24 protein-coding genes are annotated in these 21,979 nt (G+C 66.0%); 14 read left to right on the top strand and 10 right to left on the bottom strand.

What is annotated here, in order from left to right:
* The first annotated feature begins 80 nt into the window (after positions 1–80).
* A complete protein-coding gene (locus tag V0R59_RS13765; RefSeq protein WP_330074802.1) occupies positions 81–1,280 on the top strand; it encodes an MFS transporter in 1,200 nt (399 codons plus the stop codon).
* Here V0R59_RS13765 and V0R59_RS13760 read toward each other — a convergent pair whose 3' ends face one another.
* Both V0R59_RS13760 and V0R59_RS13755 read right to left on the bottom strand, forming a co-directional pair.
* Positions 1,281–1,751 carry an FAD/FMN-containing dehydrogenase gene (locus V0R59_RS13760; protein WP_330074801.1) on the bottom strand — a complete coding sequence of 157 codons (471 nt, stop codon included), beginning with the start codon at positions 1,749–1,751 and terminating at the stop codon, positions 1,281–1,283. It abuts the gene before it with no gap.
* A 54-nt stretch (positions 1,752–1,805) separates the two neighbouring features.
* Positions 1,806–2,606 (bottom strand): AraC family transcriptional regulator, encoded by an 801-nt coding sequence (locus V0R59_RS13755; protein WP_330074800.1) that lies wholly within the window; start codon positions 2,604–2,606, stop codon positions 1,806–1,808.
* An 82-nt stretch (positions 2,607–2,688) separates the two neighbouring features.
* On the opposite strand from V0R59_RS13755, the gene V0R59_RS13750 reads away from it, so the two are divergent.
* Positions 2,689–3,651, top strand: coding sequence for a bile acid:sodium symporter family protein (locus tag V0R59_RS13750; RefSeq protein ID WP_330074799.1), 963 nt, complete (start codon positions 2,689–2,691; stop codon positions 3,649–3,651).
* Positions 3,652–3,657: 6 nt separating this feature from the next.
* On the opposite strand, the gene V0R59_RS13745 is transcribed toward V0R59_RS13750, so the two are convergent.
* Genes V0R59_RS13745 through V0R59_RS13730 form a run of 4 tightly spaced genes read right to left on the bottom strand, consistent with a single transcriptional unit; the run spans position 3,658 to position 7,577 of the window.
* The gene (locus V0R59_RS13745; RefSeq protein WP_330074798.1) at positions 3,658–4,014 is read right to left on the bottom strand and encodes a DUF2784 domain-containing protein; all 357 of its coding nucleotides are present in this window, start codon (positions 4,012–4,014) and stop codon (positions 3,658–3,660) included.
* A 9-nt stretch (positions 4,015–4,023) separates the two neighbouring features.
* Positions 4,024–5,313 (bottom strand): ComEC/Rec2 family competence protein, encoded by a 1,290-nt coding sequence (locus V0R59_RS13740; protein ID WP_330074797.1) that lies wholly within the window; start codon positions 5,311–5,313, stop codon positions 4,024–4,026.
* A complete protein-coding gene (locus tag V0R59_RS13735; protein ID WP_330074796.1) occupies positions 5,310–7,046 on the bottom strand; it encodes a gluzincin family metallopeptidase in 1,737 nt (578 codons plus the stop codon). The genes V0R59_RS13740 and V0R59_RS13735 overlap by 4 nt, the downstream gene beginning before the upstream one ends.
* Before the next feature lie 51 nt (positions 7,047–7,097).
* On the bottom strand, positions 7,098–7,577 hold the full coding sequence (locus V0R59_RS13730) for a GNAT family N-acetyltransferase (protein ID WP_330074795.1): 480 nt from the start codon (positions 7,575–7,577) through the stop codon (positions 7,098–7,100).
* 200 nt (positions 7,578–7,777) lie between these two features.
* Between V0R59_RS13730 and V0R59_RS13725 the strand changes: the two genes are divergently transcribed.
* From V0R59_RS13725 to V0R59_RS13710, 4 genes are all read left to right on the top strand, one after another.
* A complete protein-coding gene (locus tag V0R59_RS13725; protein ID WP_330074794.1) occupies positions 7,778–8,410 on the top strand; it encodes a LysE family translocator in 633 nt (210 codons plus the stop codon).
* 18 nt (positions 8,411–8,428) lie between these two features.
* Positions 8,429–9,328 (top strand): alpha/beta fold hydrolase, encoded by a 900-nt coding sequence (locus tag V0R59_RS13720; protein ID WP_330074793.1) that lies wholly within the window; start codon positions 8,429–8,431, stop codon positions 9,326–9,328.
* A gap of 96 nt (positions 9,329–9,424) precedes the next feature.
* The gene (locus tag V0R59_RS13715) at positions 9,425–10,297 is read left to right on the top strand and encodes a pirin family protein (RefSeq protein WP_330074792.1); all 873 of its coding nucleotides are present in this window, start codon (positions 9,425–9,427) and stop codon (positions 10,295–10,297) included.
* A gap of 217 nt (positions 10,298–10,514) precedes the next feature.
* A complete protein-coding gene (locus tag V0R59_RS13710) occupies positions 10,515–10,778 on the top strand; it encodes a DUF1652 domain-containing protein (RefSeq protein ID WP_330074791.1) in 264 nt (87 codons plus the stop codon).
* A gap of 4 nt (positions 10,779–10,782) precedes the next feature.
* Here V0R59_RS13710 and V0R59_RS13705 read toward each other — a convergent pair whose 3' ends face one another.
* Positions 10,783–11,070, bottom strand: a complete 288-nt coding sequence (locus tag V0R59_RS13705) for a hypothetical protein (protein WP_330074790.1) — start codon at positions 11,068–11,070, stop codon at positions 10,783–10,785.
* 189 nt (positions 11,071–11,259) lie between these two features.
* Here V0R59_RS13705 and V0R59_RS13700 point away from each other — a divergent pair, with 189 nt between their 5' ends.
* The 8 genes from V0R59_RS13700 (at position 11,260) to V0R59_RS13665 (ending at position 19,248) form a co-directional block, all read left to right on the top strand.
* The gene (locus V0R59_RS13700; RefSeq protein WP_330074789.1) at positions 11,260–12,045 is read left to right on the top strand and encodes an SDR family oxidoreductase; all 786 of its coding nucleotides are present in this window, start codon (positions 11,260–11,262) and stop codon (positions 12,043–12,045) included.
* 9 nt (positions 12,046–12,054) lie between these two features.
* Entirely contained in the window at positions 12,055–12,519 is a 465-nt protein-coding gene (locus V0R59_RS13695) for a MaoC family dehydratase (protein ID WP_330074788.1), read from the top strand.
* A gap of 10 nt (positions 12,520–12,529) precedes the next feature.
* A complete protein-coding gene (locus tag V0R59_RS13690) occupies positions 12,530–13,732 on the top strand; it encodes an acetyl-CoA C-acyltransferase (protein ID WP_330074787.1) in 1,203 nt (400 codons plus the stop codon).
* Positions 13,733–14,043: 311 nt separating this feature from the next.
* A complete protein-coding gene (locus V0R59_RS13685; RefSeq protein ID WP_330074786.1) occupies positions 14,044–15,018 on the top strand; it encodes a WD40/YVTN/BNR-like repeat-containing protein in 975 nt (324 codons plus the stop codon).
* Between the two features lie 111 nt (positions 15,019–15,129).
* A complete protein-coding gene (locus V0R59_RS13680) occupies positions 15,130–16,338 on the top strand; it encodes a helix-turn-helix transcriptional regulator (RefSeq protein WP_330074785.1) in 1,209 nt (402 codons plus the stop codon).
* Between the two features lie 130 nt (positions 16,339–16,468).
* Entirely contained in the window at positions 16,469–17,869 is a 1,401-nt protein-coding gene (locus tag V0R59_RS13675) for a DUF1329 domain-containing protein (protein ID WP_330074784.1), read from the top strand.
* 118 nt (positions 17,870–17,987) lie between these two features.
* Positions 17,988–19,028, top strand: coding sequence for a Rieske 2Fe-2S domain-containing protein (locus tag V0R59_RS13670; RefSeq protein WP_330074783.1), 1,041 nt, complete (start codon positions 17,988–17,990; stop codon positions 19,026–19,028).
* Positions 19,029–19,074: 46 nt separating this feature from the next.
* On the top strand, positions 19,075–19,248 hold the full coding sequence (locus V0R59_RS13665; RefSeq protein WP_330074782.1) for a hypothetical protein: 174 nt from the start codon (positions 19,075–19,077) through the stop codon (positions 19,246–19,248).
* Between the two features lie 128 nt (positions 19,249–19,376).
* Here the strand turns inward: V0R59_RS13665 and V0R59_RS13660 are convergent, their stop codons facing one another.
* The 3 genes from V0R59_RS13660 to V0R59_RS13650 all read right to left on the bottom strand — a co-directional run bounded on the left by V0R59_RS13660 (position 19,377) and on the right by V0R59_RS13650 (position 21,846).
* The gene (locus tag V0R59_RS13660; protein WP_330074781.1) at positions 19,377–19,835 is read right to left on the bottom strand and encodes a hypothetical protein; all 459 of its coding nucleotides are present in this window, start codon (positions 19,833–19,835) and stop codon (positions 19,377–19,379) included.
* 266 nt (positions 19,836–20,101) lie between these two features.
* Complete coding sequence (locus V0R59_RS13655) at positions 20,102–21,292, bottom strand: hypothetical protein (protein WP_330074780.1); 1,191 nt, start codon at positions 21,290–21,292, stop codon at positions 20,102–20,104.
* Between the two features lie 92 nt (positions 21,293–21,384).
* The gene (locus V0R59_RS13650) at positions 21,385–21,846 is read right to left on the bottom strand and encodes a VOC family protein (RefSeq protein WP_330074779.1); all 462 of its coding nucleotides are present in this window, start codon (positions 21,844–21,846) and stop codon (positions 21,385–21,387) included.
* Between the last annotated feature and the right edge of the window lie 133 nt (positions 21,847–21,979).

Raw genomic sequence — 21,979 nt, 5'->3', positions numbered from 1 at the left:
GGCATCCAGGGAAAAGGGGTCGCGTTAATATTTTGTTACTGTTTTAATGATTGGATCCAAGTCCGATCGGCTTCAAGACCATGCCCGACGCCTCTCCGGCCGCCGTTCCCGCCGCTGACACCGAAACTTCCCCGCGCCGCCGCGCATTGCTGGCGGCGTGTGGTGCCCATGCCGTCAACGACGGCCTGACCGACCTTATCTACGTGCTGCTGCCGATCTGGCAGGCCCAGTTCGGCCTGAGCTACGCCCAGATCGGCCTGATGCGCGGTGCGTACTCGGCAACCATGGCCGGTTTCCAGTTGCTCGCCAGCCGCGCCGCCCGCCGTTTCGGCCGGCAGACCCTGCTGGTGGGCGGGACCGCGCTGGTGGGTGTGGCGTACCTGCTGGCCGGACAGGCCGGCGGCCTGCTCGCCCTGATGGCAGCCTTGATCCTCGGCGGCCTGGGCGCCAGTACCCAGCATCCACTGGCTTCGTCGCTGGTCACCGATACCCATGAACCGGGCCGCCAGGTCAAGCAGGCGCTGTCCCAATACAACTTCGCCGGCGATATCGGCAAGACCCTGATCCCGGCGCTGGTAGGTGTGTCGCTGACGGTCATGAGCTGGCGCCTCAGCGTCACCCTGGCCGGGGTGCTCGGCCTGCTGGCGGCGCTGGCGATGTACCTGCTGATTCCCCGCCATGTCGACCGGCAGGCGGCAGCGGGCAAGGCCGGCCAGGGCGAGGGCAGCGGTTCGGCCAGCGGCCTGCGCGCGCTGCTGGCCACCGGCTTTCTCGACAGCGCCGTGCGCATGGGCTTTCTCACCTTCCTGCCGTTCCTGCTCAGCGACAAGGGCGCCGGCACGGCAGGCATCGGCCTGGCTTTGACCCTGCTGTTCATCGGCGGTGCCTTCGGCAAGCTGATCTGCGGTTATCTCGGGGCGCGCATCGGCCTGCTCAAGACGGTTTGGCTCAGCGAGTCGCTGACCGCGGCACTGATCGTGGCGGCGGTGTTCCTGCCGCTGAATGCGTTGATGATGATGCTGCCGCTGCTGGGCCTGGTGCTCAACGGCACCTCGTCGGTGCTGTATGGCGTGGTCCCGGAACTGGCAGCGCCGGGGCGTCGTGAACAGGCGTTCGCCCTGTTCTACACCGGCACCATCGGCGGCGGCGCGCTGGCGCCGATCGTCTTCGGGCGCCTGGGGGATGTCAGCGGGGTGCCGCTGGCGCTGATGGCGCTGGCGGCGACCCTGTTGCTGACCTTGCCGCTGACCTGGTACGTCGATCGCGGCCTGGAGGCCTGATCAGCCTTGGGGCAGGGCAGCGAGGGCCTTGCGCAATGCCTCGGCATCGCTGAACGACTGCTTCGACACCACGTTGCCGTTGTCCAGTTGCAGCCATTGCACCTGGCCTGGCGCGACGGCGTATTGCGGCACCACCTGGCCGTCGCGATCCAGTACCACGCGATAGCCGTAGTCGCGCATCTTGGGAATGGCGAACAGCTTGCTGATCAGCGCCGGCATGCCCTGGATATCGGCGACGAAGATGCCATGGCGGGCTTCCAGCCAGCCCTTGGGCTGCTCGGCCAGGGCGGCCTTGACCAGCTTGGCGCCGTCCATGTCGCCCGCCGCCAGCAGCACCTTGGTGCTGGCGTCGAGGGTGAAGGTCTGGTCGTGCTGGTCGGCGAGGGTGAAGGGCGTCAGGCGCTCGCCGACTTCGGCGGCGTTGGCCATGAGGGGCAGCAGGCCCAGTAGCAGTACGCAGGCAGCTTTCACGTTTCGGTCCTTGTGTCGTTATCGAGGGGATGCAGCATAGCAAGCGCTTCTCATTCAGGGGTGCGGCACGCTGCCGCTGCGGCCCAGCTCACCCGGCGACAGGCCGAACAACTTGCGAAAGGCGGCGATAAACGCGGACAGCGAGTCATAGCCGCAGGCCAGGGCGACATCGGTGACCCGCTCGCCGCGCTCCAAGGCCGGCAGGGCGCTGACCAGGCGCATGCGCTGGCGCCAGGTACGGAAGGTCATCCCGGTTTCCTTGAGGAACAGCCGGCTCAAGGTCTTTTCGCTGATGCCGGCCTTGCTCGCCGCTTCGCCCAGGCCGATGGGCGCATGCGGCCTGGCCCGGGCCTTGCGGCACAACGCCCGCAAGCGCGGATCGCGCGGGTGCGGCAACACCAGGTCGAGCTCCGTCGCCTGGCGCAGGCGGTCCACCAGCACATCGGCCAGGCGTCCGTCGGCGCCGTCCAGTTCGTACTCCACCGGCAGGTCGCCGAACGCGCGGATCAGTTCGCGCAGCAACGGGTCGACGTCGATCACCCGACAGGCATCGCCGGGCCACAGCTGTAGCGCCGGGTCGACGTACAGACTGCGGATACAGGCATCCGCCGTGCTTTCGACCTGATGCGCCAGGCGCGGCGGAATCCACACGGCACGGTGCGGCGGAACCACCAGCCGGGCATGGTCGGTGCGCACCTGGAGCACACCGTGGAGGGCGTGGGAGAGCTGGCCCCAGGGATGACGGTGGCGATAGTCCAGGGCGATGTTCGGCAGGCTGGCGCGCTGGCCGTAGAGCGGGCGGGGCAGGCTGGCAAGATCGTCCAGGCGCAGCGGGTTCTGTCCATTCGGCGACATTGTTGGTGTTCTGGCGTTAGTCGGAAATGTCTCAACACCTTATCGTCTGCGCCATTCCCCCACAACAAGCCGGAAACGCGCGATGAAACACCTGCGGTTGCTCTTCGACAATTTCACCCTGGCCCTGCTCGCGGTGATCGCCATTGCCACCTGGCTGCCGGCGTCCGGCAGCGGCGCGGCGTTCTTCAATGGCCTGACCCACGGGGCCATCGCCCTGCTGTTCTTCCTGCATGGCGCCAAGCTGTCCCGCGCGGCAGTGATCGCCGGGGCAGGGCACTGGCGCCTGCACCTGCTGGTGTTCGCCTGCACCTTCGTCCTCTTCCCGCTACTGGGCTTGCTGCTCAAGCCGCTGATCCTGCCGTTGGTGGGCGATGCCCTGTACCTGGGCGTGCTCTACCTGTGCGCCTTGCCGGCCACGGTGCAATCGGCGATCGCCTTCACCTCCCTGGCCCGCGGCAATGTCCCGGCGGCGATCTGCAGTGCGGCGGCGTCGAGCCTGCTGGGCATCGTGCTGACGCCGTTGCTGGTGATGCTGCTGATGGGCGTGCAGGGTGACAGCGGCTCGCAAACGGACGCGGTGCTGGCGATCGTCCTGCAACTGCTGGTGCCGTTCGTGGCGGGGCAACTGGCGCGGCGCTGGATCGGCGACTGGGTGGCGCGCAATGCCGGCTGGCTGAAGTCGGTGGACCAGGGTTCGATCCTGCTGGTGGTCTACACGGCGTTCAGCGATGCGGTGGTCAGTGGCTTGTGGAGCTCGGTGCCGCCGTCGCGCCTGCTGGGGTTGACGCTGGTGTGCTGCGGATTGCTGGCGCTGGTGCTGTGCTGCACCCGCAGCCTGGCGCGCTGGCTGGGCTTCAACGTCGAGGATCGCATTACCATCCTGTTCGCCGGCTCGAAGAAGAGCATGGCCACCGGAGTGCCCATGGCGCAGTTGCTGTTTGCCGGCAGTGCGCTGGGGGCGTTGATCCTGCCGCTGATGCTGTTCCACCAGATTCAGCTGATGGTGTGTGCGGTGTTGGCGCAGCGCTATGCGGGGCGGGAGTGAGCCGTCTTATCGCCGATACAGCAACCAGCCATACAACCCCAGGTTGACCACCAGCACACCGATGCCCAGCCCCAGCTGGATCCCCGGTGTCAGCCCCGCCGGATAGATCACCGGCAGCAGGTAATGCTCGATGAACCCCTGGGAATAGCCCTGTTCCCCGGCGAGCCGGCGAAAGTGGTTTTCCCAGCGGGTCAACGGACAGGGCCAGTGCATCACCTCCACCAGGAAGCCCCAGCCCGCTGCCGGCAGGTGCAGCCAGGCCAGGCGCGGCCATCTGAGCACCAGCAGGGCGCCGCCGACGGCAAAGAGGATGAACAGCAGGTGCGAGAGCACCAGGCCGTCGGCAGCCAGGCGGTAGAACATGTTTGCTCCCTAGAGATCGAGAATCACTTCGTCATAGAGCACATCCGGCGCCAGCCGATGGGTGTCGTGCAGGTCGGAGTCCTTGTCCAGCGCGTTGAGCAACGGCACCCGCGGCACCTCGGTGCCGCTGCCTTCGTTCTTGCCGCCGTACTGGCCGGGCAGGGTGGAAAGCACGCTGGTCAGGCGCCCGGCGGTCTTGCCCGGCCCCTTCTTGCTGAAGCCGTTCCACAGCGACTTCGGTGTGGCATTGAGGCTGCCATGATGGCCGACCTTGTACAGGTCCACCGAGCCGAGCAACGCGACCACCTCCTGCTGATCCAGGGCGTAGCGCCAGTTCTCGATCTGCGCATCGCCAGGAAACAGCAGTTTCTTGCCGCCGGCTTCGAACAGCAGGATCAGGCTGGTGTTGTTCATCGCCTTGTCCAGCGCGGTGACGATGGACAGCCACTGGTCACCCCGGGCCTTGCGCACCCGGTTGGCGATCCAGCGGGTGCTCTGCGGCAGTTTGGTGCCACGCTCGTGCGGAGCATCGGGAAACGGCGATGCTGCGGCTTCGGTCCCGGCACCCGCGTCGGGGCCGAACAGCAGGTCGGGCTGGCGCAGCCAGTATTGCGGATCGCTGCGCGCTTGCCGGCGCACCGCCGCGCTCTGTTCAACCGTGGGCGGGCCCAGCACCCTGGTGGCGATGCCCGGCAGCGCCTCGGCCAGCGGATCCTCGGTGCCGAAATGGGCATACACCGCCCGCGCACCAGGGCGTTGGCCCATGGCAATGAGGTTGTTCACCGCGCCTTTGTTGGCGATGTTGTTCTCGCCGAGGAAACCCAGGCGCCGGCTCAGGTCGGGGGCAAGGCTTCTGGGCCGGGTGCCCAGGTACCGGGTCAGCTTCAGCGCGACCTGGTTCATCCCTGCCAGTGCCTGTACGTGGGCGCTGGCCAGCGGCGCGGTGGCGTCCTCCGCCAGGTCCGGTTGCTCGGTCCAGGGCTGCAGGATCACGTCCGGCTCCAGGGCGCGGATGATGTCCCCCGGGCCCTTGCCGTTCTTGGTCGGCGCGAAGCCGCTGATATGGTCGGCATGGCGGTGGGTAGCGACCAGCACCTGCAGCTTGCCGGCGCACTTGTCCTTGATGTCGTTGGCGATCCTGAGCATCTGCTCGGCCTTATTGACCCCCTCGGGCATGCCCACGGTGCCGAAATCGATCAGCACATGGCGGTTGACTCCGTCCGGGTAGACGAAGCGCAGCAGGAAACAGTCGCCGAAACCGACCTGGTAGGCGAACAGGTGCAGGCGGACCGGGCTCATGGCTGTACCTCCCGGTCGATGGCGGGCGCCTGCATGGCGCGGGCGCGGTGGATGCGGGTGAGGTCGGCAGCGGAGCCCGGTTCCGCGCCGGCGCTGTCCGGACCGTACAGCCATTCCAGGCGGCGCACCTGCCAGCGCGCATCGGTCAGCGGGCGCTGGATGTAGTACTTGATCCGTCCGTACTGGTCGAAGATCAGCGTGCCGGCGCCATACACCGTCACTTCGTCGGTGGTCTTCAGCCACGCCGGGCGCGGCTCGCCGAACACCGAACGGAACTCGGCACCGAACAGGTTGACCCGGCTGGTGAACTCGCAGACCGTCTCGCGCAGGATGAATCCGTCCGGCCCGAAACGCAGGCTCGGGCGTACCGAGATCACCTCGGTGTAGGCGCGCTCGTCGATGTCCAGCACGTCACGGTTTTCCCAGAGAAAGCGGAAGACTTCGCTGTTGTCCCGCAGCATCGAGTCGAAGTGGCTGTTCTGGTAGCGCACCTTGTCGTTGTCGGCGAACGTCAGCCAGCAGCCTTGCTCGTCGGTGCGCCCGGCGGGGACTTCGATGCCGTAGCTGGCGAAGGTGTCGCGGATGATCTGCCGGTAGCTGTAGCGCGAGTCGTCCGGCGCCACCTCGGCATCGACGGTGAGCAGCGCGGCGAGGAAGTCGCCGAACTCCAGGTCCAGTGGTGGCGAGTAGTCCAGGGCGCGGATGGCAATGGTCAGCAACTGGTCGGCGGCCTTGGCACCTTCGTCGATCACCGCGTCGAGGCTGTACAGGTTGTCGCCGAAGGTGCCGAGGGACTGGCGCCGCGCGACCCAGAGTTCGAGCATGCTGCGCAGCATGGCGGCGGCGAAGATCTCGCCGCGGTTGTGGGGTTCTTCGTATGCGTCGCTGCTCAGGTAATCCCTGGATGGGGGCTTCTGCACCGAGCGGCGCAATGGATTGGCACGCAGGCCGGTCATGGCCTGGCCGAACTGCTCGCCGATGCCGAACAGCAGGGTCTCGGCCAGGGCATCGATGGTCAGTGAGCCCCCGTCGACCAGGCGCACGCCGTTGAGCTCATGGATCTCCACGCCACGGTAATGGGTCAGGGCAAACTCGACCACTTCGCGCAGGGAGAACACCGAGAGCAGCGCCACCACATCGGCGAAGCCCTCGTGGAACGCCGCCTGGTCCGGCCCGGAAGCGCGCATGAAGCCGGCGCGCAAGCCGTCGAGGATGGCATGGGTGGTTTCGTGGGCGACGATGTCGTGGGACAGGCAGGTGAATACCCAGTCCTGGTCTTCGTCCAGGAAGTAGCCGAAAAGCAGGGCGCGGTCCTCCCGGGAATAGAAGGCGTTGGCTTCGACGAAGGCGTGGGGTACCACATGCAACTGATGGCCGTCGAAGCCCCAGGCCACCCGCCGGCCCAGCGCCAGTTCGAAGCGCGCCAGGGTCCGCATGACCACCGCGTAGACCTGCTGGCAGTGGAAGTTCGGCTGCCCGAGCAGGCTGGCATCCGGCGGATCGAACGGATCCACCGCCTTGCCGTCTTGCGCCTGCACGTAGCGATGCGGCCGGTACAGGCGATTGGCCGAGGCGTCGAAGTCGACCACCTTGACCCGGTAGCCGGTGGGCCCGTCGGCCAGGTGTTCCAGAGGCAGGTTGACCCGGGCGAAGAGAGGCATGCCCGGGCTGCTTTCTATGGCCGGGTCCTGGGCCAGGATGGTGAAGGTCTGGATTGTCGCTTTCACTGCCATGTGAGGGATCTCCGCGTGTTCCGTTCGTTGCAGCCTGCGTTCTGGAGGGTTTCAGCCGTTGGCGAACGCCCGCAGGGTTTCACCTTCCATTCGGTAGCGCACCCACTCGTCCTGGGGCTCGGCACCGAGGGACTTGTAGAAGTCGATGGCCGGTTGGTTCCAGTCCAGTACGCTCCATTCGAAGCGGCCGCAGTCGTGCTCGCAGGCCAGCCGTGCCAGGTGGCGCAGCAAGTGCTTGCCGGCGCCGGTGCCACGCGCCTCGGGCGTGACGTAGAGGTCTTCCAGGTACAGGCCGTTGCTGCCGAGCCAGGTGGAATAGCTGAAGAAGTACACGGCGAAACCGATGGCCTGGCCGTCGCGCTCGCAGATCAGCGCCTTGGCCGTGCTGTCCGGGCTGAACAGGCTGCGCTGGATATCGCCGACGCTGGCCACGACTTCGTGGCGGGCGCGCTCGTAGTCGGCCAGTTCGGTGATGAAGGCGAGGATTTGCCCGGCGTCTTCGACACGGGCGGGGCGGATCTGCAGGGGCATGAAGGGTATCCGGTGGGAGAGGGTGGCGACATCGTAGTCCAGATTACCCGAGGCTGTAAGGCGATGTGGGCTGGGTCTGTGGGACGTCGGCAAGCACAACAGAATGGTGTACTTGAATAATTCATCAGAACTGTACCGGTTGAGAGTCAGGCTTTCCCGGTAGGGTTTGAACATTACTCGAACGCTGCGCCCCACCAGGAATGCCTGCCATGCTGCTTACCTCCCTGAACCTGCTTTCAGCCTTCGTGCTGTTCGCTTTCGTTTCCTCCATCACCCCCGGCCCCAACAACACCATGCTGCTCGCCTCGGGGGTCAACTTCGGCGTGCGGCGTAGCGTGCCCCACGCGCTTGGGGTGAGCATCGGCTTCATGGTCATGGTGCTGGCGGTCGGCCTCGGGCTGGGCGAGGTGTTCAAGGTCTACCCGGCGACCTACAGCGTGCTGCGCTATGCCGGCGCCGCCTACCTGCTGTACCTGGCCTGGAAGATCGCCACCTCCGGCCCGATGTCGGCGAGCAGCCCGGAAAGCCGCAAGCCCCTGAGCTTCCTCGGCGCGGCGGCGTTCCAGTGGGTCAACCCCAAGGCCTGGGTGATGGCGGTGGGGGCGATCACCACCTACACGCCCGCCCAGGGCTACCTGGTCAACGTGGTCGTCATCGCCCTGGTGTTCTGCCTGGTCAACCTGCCGGCGGTGTGCGTCTGGGTGATGTTCGGCAGCGCCTTGCGGCGCTTCTTGCAGGATCCCCGTTGGCTTCGGCTGTTTAACCTGCTGATGGCAGCCCTGCTGGTGCTATCTCTGTATCCGCTGCTGTTTGTAGAATCGGGTTTTTCCTGATTCTCGCTGCGAGCCCCGATGGAACTGATCCCCTGGTCGCATGACTGCGCCGAACACTTCACCCTGCGCGGCTGGCGTTCGCCGGCCAGCGGCAAGCCGCTGCTGCACTTCCTGCATGGCAACGGCTTCTGCTGCCTGGCCTACCAGCCACTGCTGGAACGCCTCGCCGTGCATTTCGACCTGTGGCTGAGCGATGTCCAGGGCCATGGCGAGAGTGACCACGGTGGCCGCTTCGTCGGCTGGAACCGCAGCGCCGAACTGGCCCTTGAGGCGTTCAACGAGGGCCGTGGGGAATACGGCGAGGTCCCGTGTTTTGCCGTCGGCCACAGCTTCGGCGGGGTACTCACCGGCCTGATGCTCGACCGCGCGCCGCAGCTGTTCCAGCGCGCGGTGCTGCTCGATCCGGTGGTATTCAGCCGTTCGATGATCGGCGTCATGGGCGTCGCCAGCTGGTTCGGCATGCACCGTCGCCATGGCCTTGCGCGCAAGGCGGCGACCCGGCGCAGCTACTGGCCGGACCGCCAGGCCGCCCACGATTCGCTGCACGGTCGCGGGATCTTCAAGGGCTGGAGCGAGGCGGCGCTGCAAGCCTATGTCGACCACGCCATCGGCGAGTGCGGCGAAGGCGTGGTGCTGAAATGCCGGCCGAGTCGCGAGGTGGAAATCTTCAGCTCCTTCCCGCAACGCATGTGGGCCTCGCTGTCTCGGGTGCAGACGCCGACCCTGCTGCTGCACGGCGAGCAGACCTATCCCTTCGTGCCGCTGTCGCTGGAGCGCTGGGGCCGGATCAATCCGCAGGTCGAGCCGCGCAGGGTGGCCGGCGGGCACTGTTTCATGCAGGAAGATCCGGCGGCCAGCGCGCAACAGATCGAGGCCTGGTTGCTGCCGGAGGCCGAAGCGCAGTTCAAGTCGGCGTGATCGTTCCATCAGTGGAACAGTGAAGGCGTTTTTCGCCCTCTACCGCCTTTTTCGCTGCATGGGTATCGTGCTTCCCATGCAACGAGGAGGTTTCTCATGAAGAAGATTCAAGGCATCTACAAGGCGCCGCCGGCCCATTGGGTCGGTGACGGCTTTCCGGTGCGCAGCCTGTTCACCTACGACGACCTGGCCCGGCATATCAGCCCGTTCCTGCTGCTGGACTATGCCGGGCCCCAGCATTTCGAGCCCACCAGCGCCCGACGCGGTGTCGGCCAGCATCCCCATCGCGGTTTCGAGACGGTGACCATCGTCTATCAGGGCGAGCTGGAACACCGCGACTCCACTGGCGCCGGCGGCCTGATCGGTGCGGGAGACGTGCAATGGATGACCGCCGCAGGCGGGATCATCCACGAGGAATTCCATGCGCCGTCGTTCGCCAGAAGCGGCGGCATGCTGGAGATGGTCCAGCTCTGGGTCAACCTGCCCGCCAAGGACAAGTCCGCACCGGCGGGCTACCAGACCCTGCTTGATGCCGACATTCCCCGCGTGGCCCTGGCTGACGAGGCCGGCAGTTTGCGGGTGATCGCCGGTGAGTACCTGGGCCGGCGTGGCCCGGCCCGGACCTTCAGCGAGATGGATGTCTGGGATCTGCAACTGGATGCCGGCAAGTCCGTGCGCCTGCCGGGCGGCAACGGGCGCAACGCTGCGCTCGTGGTGCTGCGCGGCAGCGTGCGGGTCAATGGCGGGAATGCCGTGGGTGCGGCGCAGTTGGTGTTGTTCGAGCGTGGCGGCGACGAGGTGCTGATCGAGGCCGACACTGATGCCAAGCTCCTCTGGCTCAGCGGTGAACCACTGGACGAGCCGATCGTCGGCTATGGGCCCTTCGTGATGAACAGCCAGGCGGAGATCGTGCAGGCGTTCGATGATTTCCATGCCGGCAAGTTCGGGCGGATGCAGAGCGACGCCTGAGGGCATTCCACGACCTTCCGTCCGAAGCCGTCCATAGCCGTCTGAACCCCGCCCGTCACGACGATCTCCCTATCTCAGGACGTACAGGTTCCGACGGCATGCGGTCATGTCCGGGTTCAATGGTGAAAGCGCTGGCACATAGCATTTATCCATTGGATTCCGGCGCCGGGCAGGTTCTGACTTGGACGGCCATCCTTGTCATCCGGAGGGTTGAATCATGCCAATGAATGGAGTGTGCGATCTTGAACTGCGACAACTGATCGAGGGTGCGTTCCTGCCTGACCATTGCCAGGTGAGCTGCAGCGACGGCCTGTCGCTGACCCTGCATTTCCCCGCCGACAGCCATCGCGCCGCGATGACCGTGAGCGATATCCATCTCGGCGCGTTGCCGGATTGCCGGGCGCTCGCCGAGCTGGTCGCCAGGGTACGCCAGCAGCGCGAACGTCAGCATCCCATGCCGCACTTGATGACCGGTCGCTAGACCCTTACTGAAGTTCCAGGCGCAGCTGCAGGCTGCCGTCATGACACTGCCGGGACGATTGCACGATGCCCCGGCAGGTGTGTCCGCGCCAGGTGAACACCAGCGTATGCGCATGCTCCAGCCGCGGCGGAAGGGGCGGGGTGACCTGCAACTGGATGCCGGGCTTGCCATTGATGTTCAAGGCTTCCAGTTGCACCTGGCACTCGGCGCTCTGGGTCGAGACGCCGAACAGGGTGTCGCGGGTGAAATCGATCTGCAGGGGCTGCGGACGAGGCGCGATAGCCGCGGGCATGGGGATTCACCTCCTTTTGAACGATCAGATGCGGGCCGATGGAGGTTAGACCACGCTTCAGGTTTTTTTCTTCAAAAGATTTCTGCCTGTCTTCATGGGCGCGAACCGCGCCATACCCCGTTTTGACGATGTACCTCCGGCCCGCCCGCCGTATACCTGAGCGGGTTATTTCCCCAGGAGGCATTCGCAGTGAGACAAGCACCCCCCTATGTACCCGGTCACCAGTTGCTGGCCGGCAAGTCGGTCCTGATCACGGCTGCAGCCGGTGCCGGCATCGGCTACTCGGCGGCCCGGCGTAGTGCCGAGGAAGGTTGCCGGGCGCTGATGATCTCCGACATCCACCCGCGCCGCCTGGAAGAGGCGGTCGAGCGCCTGAAGGCGGAAACCGGCCTCGATGCCGTCTATGGGCAGTTGTGCAATGTCAGCGTCGAAGAGGAGGTCCAGGTGCTGGTCGCGGCCGCCGAACAGCGCCTGGACGGTGTCGATGTGCTGATCAACAACGCCGGCCTTGGCGGGCAGAAGGCCGTGGTGGAGATGAGCGACGAGGAATGGTCGCGGGTCCTCGACGTGACTCTGACCGGCACTTTCCGCATGACCCGCGCCATGCTCCCGCACATGCAGCGGCGCGGTGCCGGTGCCATCGTCAACAACGCCTCGGTGCTCGGCTGGCGGGCGCAGAAGGAACAGGCCCACTACGCCGCGGCCAAGGCCGGGGTGATGGCGCTGACCCGCTGCAGCGCACTCGAAGCCGCCGAGCACGGCGTGCGCATCAATGCGGTGTCGCCCTCCATCGCCCTGCATGACTTCCTCAAGAAAGCCTCCAGCGAAGAACTGCTGGCCAGCCTGGCCGGCCGCGAAGCCTTCGGCCGGGCGGCGGAAGTCTGGGAGGTGGCCAATGTGATGATGTTCCTCGCCAGCGACTATGCCTCGTACATGGTTGGCGAAGTGCTCTCCGTCAGTTCGCAACAGGCCTGAGGACGCGTCATGACCCATGTCTTCAGCAGCGCCCGGGCCCTGCTCGACGCCGAGGGGCTGGACCTCGGCCACACCGACTGGCTGCCGGTAAGCCAGGAACGCATCGACCTGTTCGCCGAAGCCACCGGCGATCACCAGTGGATTCATGTCGACCCCGAGCGTGCCGCCAGCGGCCCGTTCGGCGTGTGCATCGCCCACGGCTACCTGACCCAGTCCCTGGCCAACCTGTTCCTGCCGCAATTGATGGCCCTGGAAAACATGGCCATGGGCGTCAACTACGGCTCGGACCGGGTGCGCTTCCCCGCGCCGGTGCGGGTCGGCTCGCGGGTGCGCGGGCACGGCGTGATCCTGCGCGTCGAGGAGGTCGGCGCGGCGGTGCAGGCCGTGGTTCGCGTCAGCGTCGAGATCGAGGGCGAAAGCCGCCCGGGCTGCGTGATCGACACCATCAGCCGCTACACCTTCAATCCCCTTTGAGTGAATTGCCATGAATGAAGTCGTAATCGTCTCGACGGCGCGTACCGCGCTGGCCAAGTCCTTCCGCGGGTCCTTCAACGATACCGAGGCCCCGGTGCTCGGCGGCCATGTGGTGCGGGCCGTGGTGGAGCGGGCCGGGATCGAGGCCGGCGCGGTCGAGGACGTGATCATGGGCGCCGCGGTGCAGCAGGGCACCCAGGCCTACAACATCGGCCGGCTCTGTGCCTATACCGGCGGCCTGCCGGACAGCGTGCCGGGCATGGCCGTGGATCGCATGTGCGCCTCGGGCCTGATGAGCATCGGCGTGGCGGCGAAGAACATCCTCGCCGGCGAGATGCGCATTGCCATCGGCGGCGGCGTGGAATCGCTGTCGCTGACCCAGACCAAGCACAAGAACAGCTACCGCGCCCAGTCCCGGGCGGTGCTGGAGGTGATGCCGGCGGCCTATATCCCGATGCTGGAGACGGCCGAGATCGTCTCGCGTCGTTATGGCATCAGCCGCGCCGCCCAGGACGAGTACAGCCTGCAAAGCCAGCAGCGCACGGCGGCGGCACAGCGTGCCGGGTTGTTCGACGACGAGATCGTGCCGATCGAGGTCGAGCGCCTGCTCTTCGACAAGGACGGCCAGCCCGCAGGCCATGAGCGGGTGCGGGTGGAACGCGACGAGTGCAACCGCCCCAACACCCGCCTGGAGGACCTGGCAGCGCTCAAGCCGGTGTGGAAGGATGGCAAGTGGGTGGAGCAGGGCGAGTTCATCACCGCCGGCAATGCCTCGCAGTTTTCCGATGGCGCGGCGGCCTGCCTGCTGATGAGCCGGGAGGAAGCCCGGCGCCGCGGACTGACGCCACTGGGGATCTATCGGGGCATTGCCGTGGGTGGTTGCGCACCTGAGGAGATGGGCATCGGCCCGGTGGTGGCGGTGCCCAAGCTGCTCGCGCGGCATGGCCTGCGGGTCAGCGATATCGGCCTGTGGGAGATCAACGAAGCGTTCGCCTGCCAGGTCCTGCATTGCCGTGATGCGCTGGAGATTGCCCCGGAGCGCTTGAACGTCAACGGTGGCGCCATCGCCATCGGCCATCCGTTCGGCATGTCCGGGGCGCGGATGGTCGGGCATGCGTTGCTGGAAGGACGGCGGCGCGGGGTGCGCTTCGTGGTGGTGGCGATGTGCATTGGGGGCGGGATGGGGGCGGCGGGGTTGTTCGAACTGCCTTGATTCTCGCTTGCCAGAGATAGGCACGGGTATCTACACATCTCGGTCGAGTGAAACGCGTACCTTGTGGGAGCGGGTTTACCCGCGATGACTGCAGTGAGCTCACCATAGCAATCGCGGGTAAACCCGCTCCCACAAGGTCCTCGCTGTCCTTGACCGAGATGGATGACAAGGCCGGTCCTTGCACCCTGGCTACCCCATTTGGACGATGCCCTGCATGACCACCCGGTCGGATGATCCTCCGACAACCAAGAACAAGAGGATCACCCGATGAAGCCTGCACCGTGCCCGCATCTCTCGTCCGGGAGCCCGTCATGCGCAATCTGATTGGCTACCTCATGAGCGCCATCGTCATCGCCGCCGTGGCCTTCGCCTTCGCTCCCCGCCAACCGCCGGCACCGGCTTCTACCGGGATCAACGCCGATCGGGTCCAGGTCAACGCTTTGCTGGCCGATGGTCCGCAACTGCTGGGCGTTGGCGAGCGCGGCACGATCCTGCGCAGCGAGGACGGTGGCCTGACCTGGCAGGCCAGCCAGGTCGCCGGCGGGCGCGCGGCGACCTTGACCGCCGTCGCCGCCCTCGGCCCCGGCCTGCTGGTGGCGGTGGGGCACGACGGCTGGATCCTGCGCTCCACCGACGGGGGCCTGAACTGGCAGGAAATCCGCTACGACGCCGAGCTCGGCGAACCACTTCTGGGGGTGTGGAGCAGCGACGGCCGGCATGTGGTGGCCTATGGCAGCTACGGCAAGTACCTGGAGTCCAGCGATGCCGGCGAACACTGGACGGCCCGGGAAATGCCCGGCGACGGCGCTCATTTCAACGGTCTCGACGGTGGCAGCGATGGCCGCCAGATGTTGGTGGGCGAACAGGGCCTGGTGCTGCGCTCCGCCGATGGTGGCCAGCACTGGCAAAGCCTCGACGCCTTCTACAACGGCTCGCTGTTCGGCGTCGTGCGCCTGTCCGCCGAGCGCTGGCTGGCCTACGGCATGCGCGGCCATGTGTTCATCACCCGCGACTTCGGCGACAGCTGGCAGCGCGTCGATGTCGGCAGCAACCAGCCGATCTACGGTCATGCGCTGCTGCCGGGCAACCAGGGCCTGGTTTTGGTGGGCGCCGGCAGCCGCCTGATCCGCCTCGATGCCGCTGGCGCGGTGCAGGACCGTTCGCAGCGCTTCGGCCTCGGCACCCTGACCTCCGCCGTGGTGCTCGGTGCCCGGCACCTGCTGGTCGCCGGCGAACGCGGCGTCTACCAGGGCAACGACAGCGGCGCCCTTGCCGCCGCTCGCTGAAGCCTGCTATCACACCGCGGGGCGCTTGCCTTGCCTGCAACGCCCGCGCACGTCACCACGATAAAAACAATGATGCGGGCTCCGGGAGGCCGGGCCCGTGGGGGACTGACCATGCACACGACGATGCCCAACGCCCGGGTCCTGGAAGAGATGGGGCTGGCGCTGGCCGACTACGAGCACCTGATTGGCACCATCTACGAGGCCGCGCTGGACACCCGGCGCATGACCGAGGCCCTGCAGCAACTGCGGGCGTTGTTCCAGGCCAATTTCGTCACCCTGATCCTGCGGGTCGCCGACGAGCCGTTTCTCTCGCCGATGATGGTCGCCGGCGATATCGAGCTGGGCGAGGGCGGGGTCAACCATTACGCCTACTACGCCAAGTCGACGCTGTTCGACAGACTGCCCACCGACCAGGTGTTCACCATCGACGACCTGATGAGCGAGGCCGAGTGGCTGGGGTCGTCGTTCTACCTGCTGTATTGCGAGCCCTATGGCTGCCACCAGATGCTTGGGGTCGATATCAGCATGCCCGACGGCGGCGTGCTGCGCCTGCGCATCAACCGCCAGCGCGAGCAGGCGCGTTTCGCCGAGGCTGAGCGCGCCATGTGCGCGATGCTCATGCCGCATCTGCGCCGGGCCCTGCACATGCATTCGCTGCTGGACCGCAGCGAGTCCCTGGGCAGCCTGTACAGCCAGACCATCAGCCGCCTGGCAGTGGCCACCATCGTCCTCGACGAGAGCGGCAGCGTGCTGCAGCTCAATCCGGTGGCGCGGGAAATCCTCGACAGCAACGACGGCCTCAAGCTGGTGGGCGGGCGCCTCGAAGCCACCTATCCCAGCGACAACCGCGAGCTCAGCCGCCTGGTGCGCAACGCCTTCACCCGGGCGCGGCAGGGCGAAGGCGACAGCGTGGGGGCCGAGGCCATGTCGGTGTCGCGGCCGTCCGGGCAGGTCAACCTGGGCGTGGTGGTGGAACTGATCCCGTCCCTGGAGCTGCTGGACGGCAAGGGCAAGCCGACGGTGATGGTCTACGTGCGCGATGCGGTGGGCAAGTCGCTGGTCAGCAACGTGGTGACTTCCCAGCTCTACCACCTGACCCCGGCGGAAACCGCGCTGGCCCTGGAACTGGCCAACGGCCTGTCGCTGGAGGAAGCCTCGGAACTGCTGAATATCCGTCGCAACACGGCGCGGGCGCACCTGCGTTCGATCTTCTCCAAGACCGGCGTGCGCCGGCAGACCGAGTTGGTGCGGATCATGCTCAACAGCGTGGTCGCCCTCGGCCAGGCGGGCAGCCTGCCGCTGCCGGCGAGCGCCGTCTGAGGGGACGCCGCCACACCCTGGGGCGGGTGTGGCGGCCGGTAAAAATGCGTTAGTCCGCACGGACGATGCTGGCGCTCCGAGCCCCTGCCGATACTGGGCTCCCGCTATCGGTAATCCAAGGAGAACAACAATGACCGGCAGTATCCTCGCCCCCCGTTGCCTGACCGCGTGGACGCGCCGCGCCACCCTGGCGGCAACCCTGGGCAGCGTCTTCGTCGTCCCGGCCCAGGCCGCCCCTGAAGACGTGGCACGCCTGGGCAGCGAACTGACCTGCCTCGGCGCGGACAAGAGCGGCAATGCAGACGGCAGCATTCCCCCGTATTCGGGCAAGTGGCTGGGCGTGCCGCCCCAGGTGGATTTCAAGGGCACCGGCAACCACCCGGTCGATCCATACCCGGACGAGAAACCGCTGTTCGTGATCACCGCGAGCAACCTGGCGCAGTACGCCGACCAGCTGTCCGACGGCCAGAAAGCCCTGTTCAAGCTCTACCCCGGCACCTTCAAGATGCCGATCTACCCCAGCCACCGGGACTTCCGCTACAACGACGCGGTATGCCAGGCGACCCGGGAAAACGCCGCCATCGCCAAGCTGGTGGACGACGGCGAGGGGGTGGTCGGCAAGACCGGCGGCACGCCGTTCCCGGTACCGCGCAGCGGCCTGGAACTGCTGAAGAACGCCTCGACCTTCACCCTGCGGGCGTGGACCGAGGAATACATCTCCGACAACGCCTACGTGCTCAAGGACGGCAACATCAACTGGGGCCGGGTGCACTCGCGCAACCTGGCGCCGGCGCTGGAGCCGGGCAAGATCGGCGACACCACCGGCAACTCGTCCTTCTACCTCAACGAAACCCTGCTGCCGCAGCGCGACAAGGGCGAGATCAACACCGGCACCGAGTTCTGGAACGACAAGACCGAACCGCGTCAGGCCTGGCGCTACGACCCGGGCACCCGTCGCGTGCGGCAGTCGCCGGGTTATGGCTTCGACATGTCGTTCCCGGGTAGCGGCGGCTCCATCACCGTCGACGAGGTGCGCCTGTTCAACGGCTCGGGCCAGCGCTACGACTGGAAGATCGTCGGCAAGCGCGAGATGTACATCCCCTACAACGCCTACCGCCTGCATTCGCCGAACCTCAAGTACGCCGACCTGCTGACCCCGGGGCATATCAACCCGGATGCCATGCGCTACGAGAAGCACCGGGTCTGGGAGCTGGAGGGCACGCTCAAGCCCGGTTACCGCCACCTGTACGGCAAGCGCAAGCTCTACATCGACGAGGACACCTGGTTCCCCATGCTCGCCGACAACTACGACAACCGTGGCGAGCTGTGGCGCACCTCGATGGTCAACTATTTCTACGCCTATGAAAGCCAGGGCCAGCAGGCCGGGGTAGGGCTGTATCACGACCTCAATGCCGGCAGCTACCTGGCGTTCAACCTGATCAACGAACAGCGCAACGGCTACCAGTTGAACAAGCCCGGCTTCAGTCCGAAGGACTTCGGCCCCGAGGCGGCGCGTCGCTTCGGCCAGTAGCGGCGCAAAGCGCCGGTCTAGTCCAAATGAAGGATGAAGACCGTGCGCTTCCTGCCCAATCATGCCCTCCATGAATTCCCCCCTTTTTCCTGGGGACTAGCCGAGGAACAACAAGAAAATGACCAAGCTCGCAGAAATCTCCCTCGACAGCGCCCAGCGCACCCACCGCTATGCCCGCGGCTGGCACTGCCTGGGTGATGCGGCCGACTACCGTGACGGCAAGCTGCACACCCTGAACATCTTTGGCACCCGCCTGGTGGCCTTTGCCAACAGCGCAGGCGCCATCAGCATCCTCGACGCCTACTGCCCGCACATGGGCGCCGACCTGTCCCAGGGCACCATCGAGAACGACCGCGTGGTCTGCCCGTTCCACCACTGGAAATACGACACTGCTGGCAAGTGCGTTGAAATTCCCTACTGCAAGCGCATCCCGCCGAAAGCCAAGACCCGTGCCTGGCTGACCTGCGAGGAAAACAACCTGCTGTTCATCTGGAACAACCCCGAGGGCCAGCCACCGAAGGACGGCGTGGTCATCCCGCACCTCGACGTGATGGACAGCGACGAGTGGATCCACGAGTGGAACATCGACACCATGCTGATCGAGACCAACCCGCGGGAGCTGGTCGACAACCTGGTGGATGCCCAGCACTTCGGCCCGGTGCACGGCACCCCGACCAAGTTCTTCTCGAACATCTTCGAAGGCCATATCGGCCACCAGATCTTCCACGGCGACTCGGAGCGCCTGGGCGGTGACCTGATCGCAGAGTCCGCCTACTACGGTCCGGCGACCCACTTCACCCACCTCAGCTCGATGTTCGGTGATGTGCGCATCCACGCCATCCTGCTCAACAGCCACGTGCCGGTGGGGCCGAACAGCTTCGAGCTGCGTTTCGGCTGCATGGTCAAGCGCGTGCCGGAGTGGAGCGAGGAGCAGAACCGCGAGGTTGCCAAGGCCTATGTCCATGGCAACCGCGACTCGTTCTACCAGGACGTGGACATCTGGAAGCACAAGATCCGCATCGACAAGCCGGTGCTGGCCGAGAACGACGGGCCGGTGTACCAGCTGCGCGAGTGGTACGAGCAGTTTTTCACCGACGAAGAGCAGGTGCCCGCGAGCATGGCCGAGCGGCGCGAGTTCGTGACCGTGGACGAGCGCTGAGCCCACTGGAGTCCACCATTCAACCCGCATCAGGAGAAAGCCGACAATGAAAACAAAAAGCCTTCTTGCCTATTGCATTCCCTTGTTGATCCTCGTGTCGGTGGTGCTGACGGTGCTGGTTTCGGTGCCGGCAGAGCCGCTGAGCGTCAAGGCCTGCCGGCAGTTGCCGGGGTGTGTGGCGGTGGTGCCGGCGTTTCAGGGGTGGCCGAGCATGCGCTAGCTGCACGCCGGGAGGGTTGCACCTTGTGGGAGCGGGTTCACCCGCGATTACGGTGGTGAATTCACTATCGCAACCGCGGGTGAACCCGCTCCTACAAGTCCCAGAAAGTCAACGAGTCATGTTTTTTTCTACTGGCCACCACCCGATCCGCTACCGGTACCCGTGCCAGAACTACCCGTGCCGGAACCACCCATGCTGCCACCTTCACCGCCCATGCCGGTGCCTGCGCCGGGACTTGAGCCCGTGCCCGATCCCCCGGTACCTGATCCACCCACACCCGAACCACCGCTACCGGTTCCGCTACGCCCGGTCCCGGGCTCCGATCCAGTGCCATTCATCAGCGTCTCTGGCCGTTTGCTGCGGTCTGTACCGTCTGTAGTCGCGCCACCCTGGCGCCCTGGGTCGCTGCCCTGCATCCGCGGATCGGTGCTACCCGGTGCCGGGATCTCCGGCGGCACGCCCGAGCCCATGCCCGGCGTGCCGGGGCTGGTCGGATCAGGATTGGGATTGGTCGGCCCGGTATCGGCCAGTGCATGGCCACCCAGCAGGGCGCTGAAGAGCAGGGCGGCGAGTGCTGTACGCTTCATGATCGAACTCCTTTTTCGCGAGGGGTACCGAGTGTGGTGTTTCGCAAATACGACCATAATTCGCGGCGCTTTTTGCGCTCATGCTGCGTTGTCGCTCCTCGCCGTAGCTAGGCTACGACTCGTCGCGCCGCCTTGCCTGAGCGCAAAAATCACTCGCGGATTATTGGTCGTATTTGCAAAACACCACACTAGGTTGGGTCGCCCCCGCCAGGGCAAGGTGCGATCAGGGTGATGCCTCTGGCGACCAATGGCGCTTCGCTATATGCCTATTCCCGCTCGCGCATGAAGAAGCCCGCCACGTACTTGCGGAAGGTGTCCAGGCTCTTGAAGTCGGCATAGCGGCGGAAGTTCTCCACTTCCGGTTCCGGTCCCAGCGGCTGTTCGGTCAGCGACACCGAGAGCACCCGGTCCTGGTCCGAGCTGAGTACCAGTTCGTCCATCACCTGGCCGCCGATCACCGGGCGGCGCATGGTCACTCGCACGCCCTTGCTGGCCATCCAGTCGATCAGCGACACCAGCATCTTCAGCGGCTCGCGCTCCTCGTCGCGGTACACCGGGAACAGGTGACCGCGGGACAGCACCGGCACGCTGGCGACATGGATCAGCTCATAGAAATGGCTGCCGGCACTGGTGGGCGAGTAGATGGCCAGGGCCAGCAGCGGGCCCGGGGTGCGGCTGCCGCCCCAGAGCAGGTGGTGGCCCTGGAAGTCGAAGCCGTCCTCGCTGCGTTCGTTGTAGACCTTTCGCGCCTTGATCTGGCTGACGCAGTCCAGCAGCAGGCCATGGCGGCGGTGTTTGCCGAACACCGTGGATTCCCGCAGGCGCGCCTTGAGCATCATCATGTGCTTCATGTCCAGGCGGGTTTCCAGGTAGTTGCTGGCCGGCACCCGCTCGATCAGCGGGTAGCGTCCGGCAACGCCGCGCAGTTCGGCGAACTGTCCGGTCAGGTCCTTCTTCAGGTGCGTGGCATAGACGTTGAGGCCGCTGGCCTCGATCCAGGTCAGCAGCAGCGAGAGCAGGCGGTGCTGTTCGCGCTTGTCGCCGCTGCCATTGCCTGCGACGGCGTCCTCGCTGGCGCGGCGGAAATCGCCGATCAGGCGCAGCGGGGCGTCCGGGGCGAGCCAGGCGGCGGGCGGGGTGTCCTGGCTGTCCTGCTCGCCGGCGTCGCGCTCGTCCTTGATGAACGGGCAATCGGCGGCGTGCTCGGCGGTGCCGGGGTTGTTCTTCAGGAACAGGGTGCCGGTGTGGCTGTTGAGGGTGACGTTGAGCACCGGCATGGCTTTCGCCTGGCAGTCGCAGGCCAGCCAGTGACCGGCGGCGCGGACCTTCATCAGCAACTGGTTGGCCTGCAGCAGTCGCGGGCCTTCCAGGGTGCCGCGGTTGAAGCCGCGCAGCAGGTCGTCTTCGGCCGGGGTGAGGCTGCGCACCAGGGCGGCGCTTTTTTCGATGATTCGCATGGATGTCCTTGTTAGTGGCCGCCGTGCAGCCATTCGCGAGCAAGCTCGCTCCCACGGAAAAGCGCGAGCTTGCTCGTGAACCGAGCCGAAAATCAACCGCCGAACAGCTTCGCCGCCCGTGCGCGGATCTCTTCCACCGACAGGTCTTCCTTGTGCGTGGAGATGAACCACAGGTTGCCGAACGGATCCTTCACCGAGCCGCTGCGGTCGCCGTAGAACTGGTCCTGCACGGCGCTGACCTCGGTGGCGCCGGCCTTGAGCGCCTGGGCATGCCGGGCATCGACGTCTTCGACGTACAGGTGCAGGCCCACGGATACGCCGGGCTGCGACTGGCTGGCCACCAGCGCCGCCTGGTCGCAGGGCTCGGCGAGCATGATCGAGGAGTCGCCGATCTTCAGTTCGGCATGGCCGATGCGCCCGTCAGGGCCTTCGAGACGGAACATCTCGACCGCGCCAAACGCCGCCTTGTAGAAATCGATGGCCTTGTGGGCGTCCTTGATGCCCAGGTAGGGGGTGATGCTGTGCGCACCTTCGGGGATGGGTTTTGCTGCCATTTGCGTGTTCCTCCTGTAACCAAGCAACGGACAAACCCGGCGCCGACGCGTCGGGTGTAGACCTGTATATTTGTACAGGAATGGCGAATGCGCAAACCGAATTGCGCATTCGCTGGACAGGCGGGCATCGACA

The organism is Pseudomonas ulcerans (assembly GCF_036324125.1).
GTDB lineage: Bacteria > Pseudomonadota > Gammaproteobacteria > Pseudomonadales > Pseudomonadaceae > Aquipseudomonas > Aquipseudomonas ulcerans.
Note: the sequence above shows the minus strand (reverse complement) of the source record. Positions and strands in the feature narration are given on the sequence as shown.

Coding starts and splice junctions, on each gene's coding strand:
- V0R59_RS13765 (WP_330074802.1), top strand. CDS start 81: ATGCCCGACGCCTCTCCGGCCGCCGTTCCCGCCGCTGACACCGAAACT.
- V0R59_RS13755 (WP_330074800.1), bottom strand. CDS start 2,606: ATGTCGCCGAATGGACAGAACCCGCTGCGCCTGGACGATCTTGCCAGC.
- V0R59_RS13750 (WP_330074799.1), top strand. CDS start 2,689: ATGAAACACCTGCGGTTGCTCTTCGACAATTTCACCCTGGCCCTGCTC.
- V0R59_RS13745 (WP_330074798.1), bottom strand. CDS start 4,014: ATGTTCTACCGCCTGGCTGCCGACGGCCTGGTGCTCTCGCACCTGCTG.
- V0R59_RS13740 (WP_330074797.1), bottom strand. CDS start 5,313: ATGAGCCCGGTCCGCCTGCACCTGTTCGCCTACCAGGTCGGTTTCGGC.
- V0R59_RS13735 (WP_330074796.1), bottom strand. CDS start 7,046: ATGGCAGTGAAAGCGACAATCCAGACCTTCACCATCCTGGCCCAGGAC.
- V0R59_RS13730 (WP_330074795.1), bottom strand. CDS start 7,577: ATGCCCCTGCAGATCCGCCCCGCCCGTGTCGAAGACGCCGGGCAAATC.
- V0R59_RS13725 (WP_330074794.1), top strand. CDS start 7,778: ATGCCTGCCATGCTGCTTACCTCCCTGAACCTGCTTTCAGCCTTCGTG.
- V0R59_RS13720 (WP_330074793.1), top strand. CDS start 8,429: ATGGAACTGATCCCCTGGTCGCATGACTGCGCCGAACACTTCACCCTG.
- V0R59_RS13715 (WP_330074792.1), top strand. CDS start 9,425: ATGAAGAAGATTCAAGGCATCTACAAGGCGCCGCCGGCCCATTGGGTC.
- V0R59_RS13710 (WP_330074791.1), top strand. CDS start 10,515: ATGCCAATGAATGGAGTGTGCGATCTTGAACTGCGACAACTGATCGAG.
- V0R59_RS13705 (WP_330074790.1), bottom strand. CDS start 11,070: ATGCCCGCGGCTATCGCGCCTCGTCCGCAGCCCCTGCAGATCGATTTC.
- V0R59_RS13695 (WP_330074788.1), top strand. CDS start 12,055: ATGACCCATGTCTTCAGCAGCGCCCGGGCCCTGCTCGACGCCGAGGGG.
- V0R59_RS13690 (WP_330074787.1), top strand. CDS start 12,530: ATGAATGAAGTCGTAATCGTCTCGACGGCGCGTACCGCGCTGGCCAAG.
- V0R59_RS13685 (WP_330074786.1), top strand. CDS start 14,044: ATGCGCAATCTGATTGGCTACCTCATGAGCGCCATCGTCATCGCCGCC.
- V0R59_RS13680 (WP_330074785.1), top strand. CDS start 15,130: ATGCACACGACGATGCCCAACGCCCGGGTCCTGGAAGAGATGGGGCTG.
- V0R59_RS13675 (WP_330074784.1), top strand. CDS start 16,469: ATGACCGGCAGTATCCTCGCCCCCCGTTGCCTGACCGCGTGGACGCGC.
- V0R59_RS13670 (WP_330074783.1), top strand. CDS start 17,988: ATGACCAAGCTCGCAGAAATCTCCCTCGACAGCGCCCAGCGCACCCAC.
- V0R59_RS13665 (WP_330074782.1), top strand. CDS start 19,075: ATGAAAACAAAAAGCCTTCTTGCCTATTGCATTCCCTTGTTGATCCTC.
- V0R59_RS13660 (WP_330074781.1), bottom strand. CDS start 19,835: ATGAAGCGTACAGCACTCGCCGCCCTGCTCTTCAGCGCCCTGCTGGGT.
- V0R59_RS13655 (WP_330074780.1), bottom strand. CDS start 21,292: ATGCGAATCATCGAAAAAAGCGCCGCCCTGGTGCGCAGCCTCACCCCG.
- V0R59_RS13650 (WP_330074779.1), bottom strand. CDS start 21,846: ATGGCAGCAAAACCCATCCCCGAAGGTGCGCACAGCATCACCCCCTAC.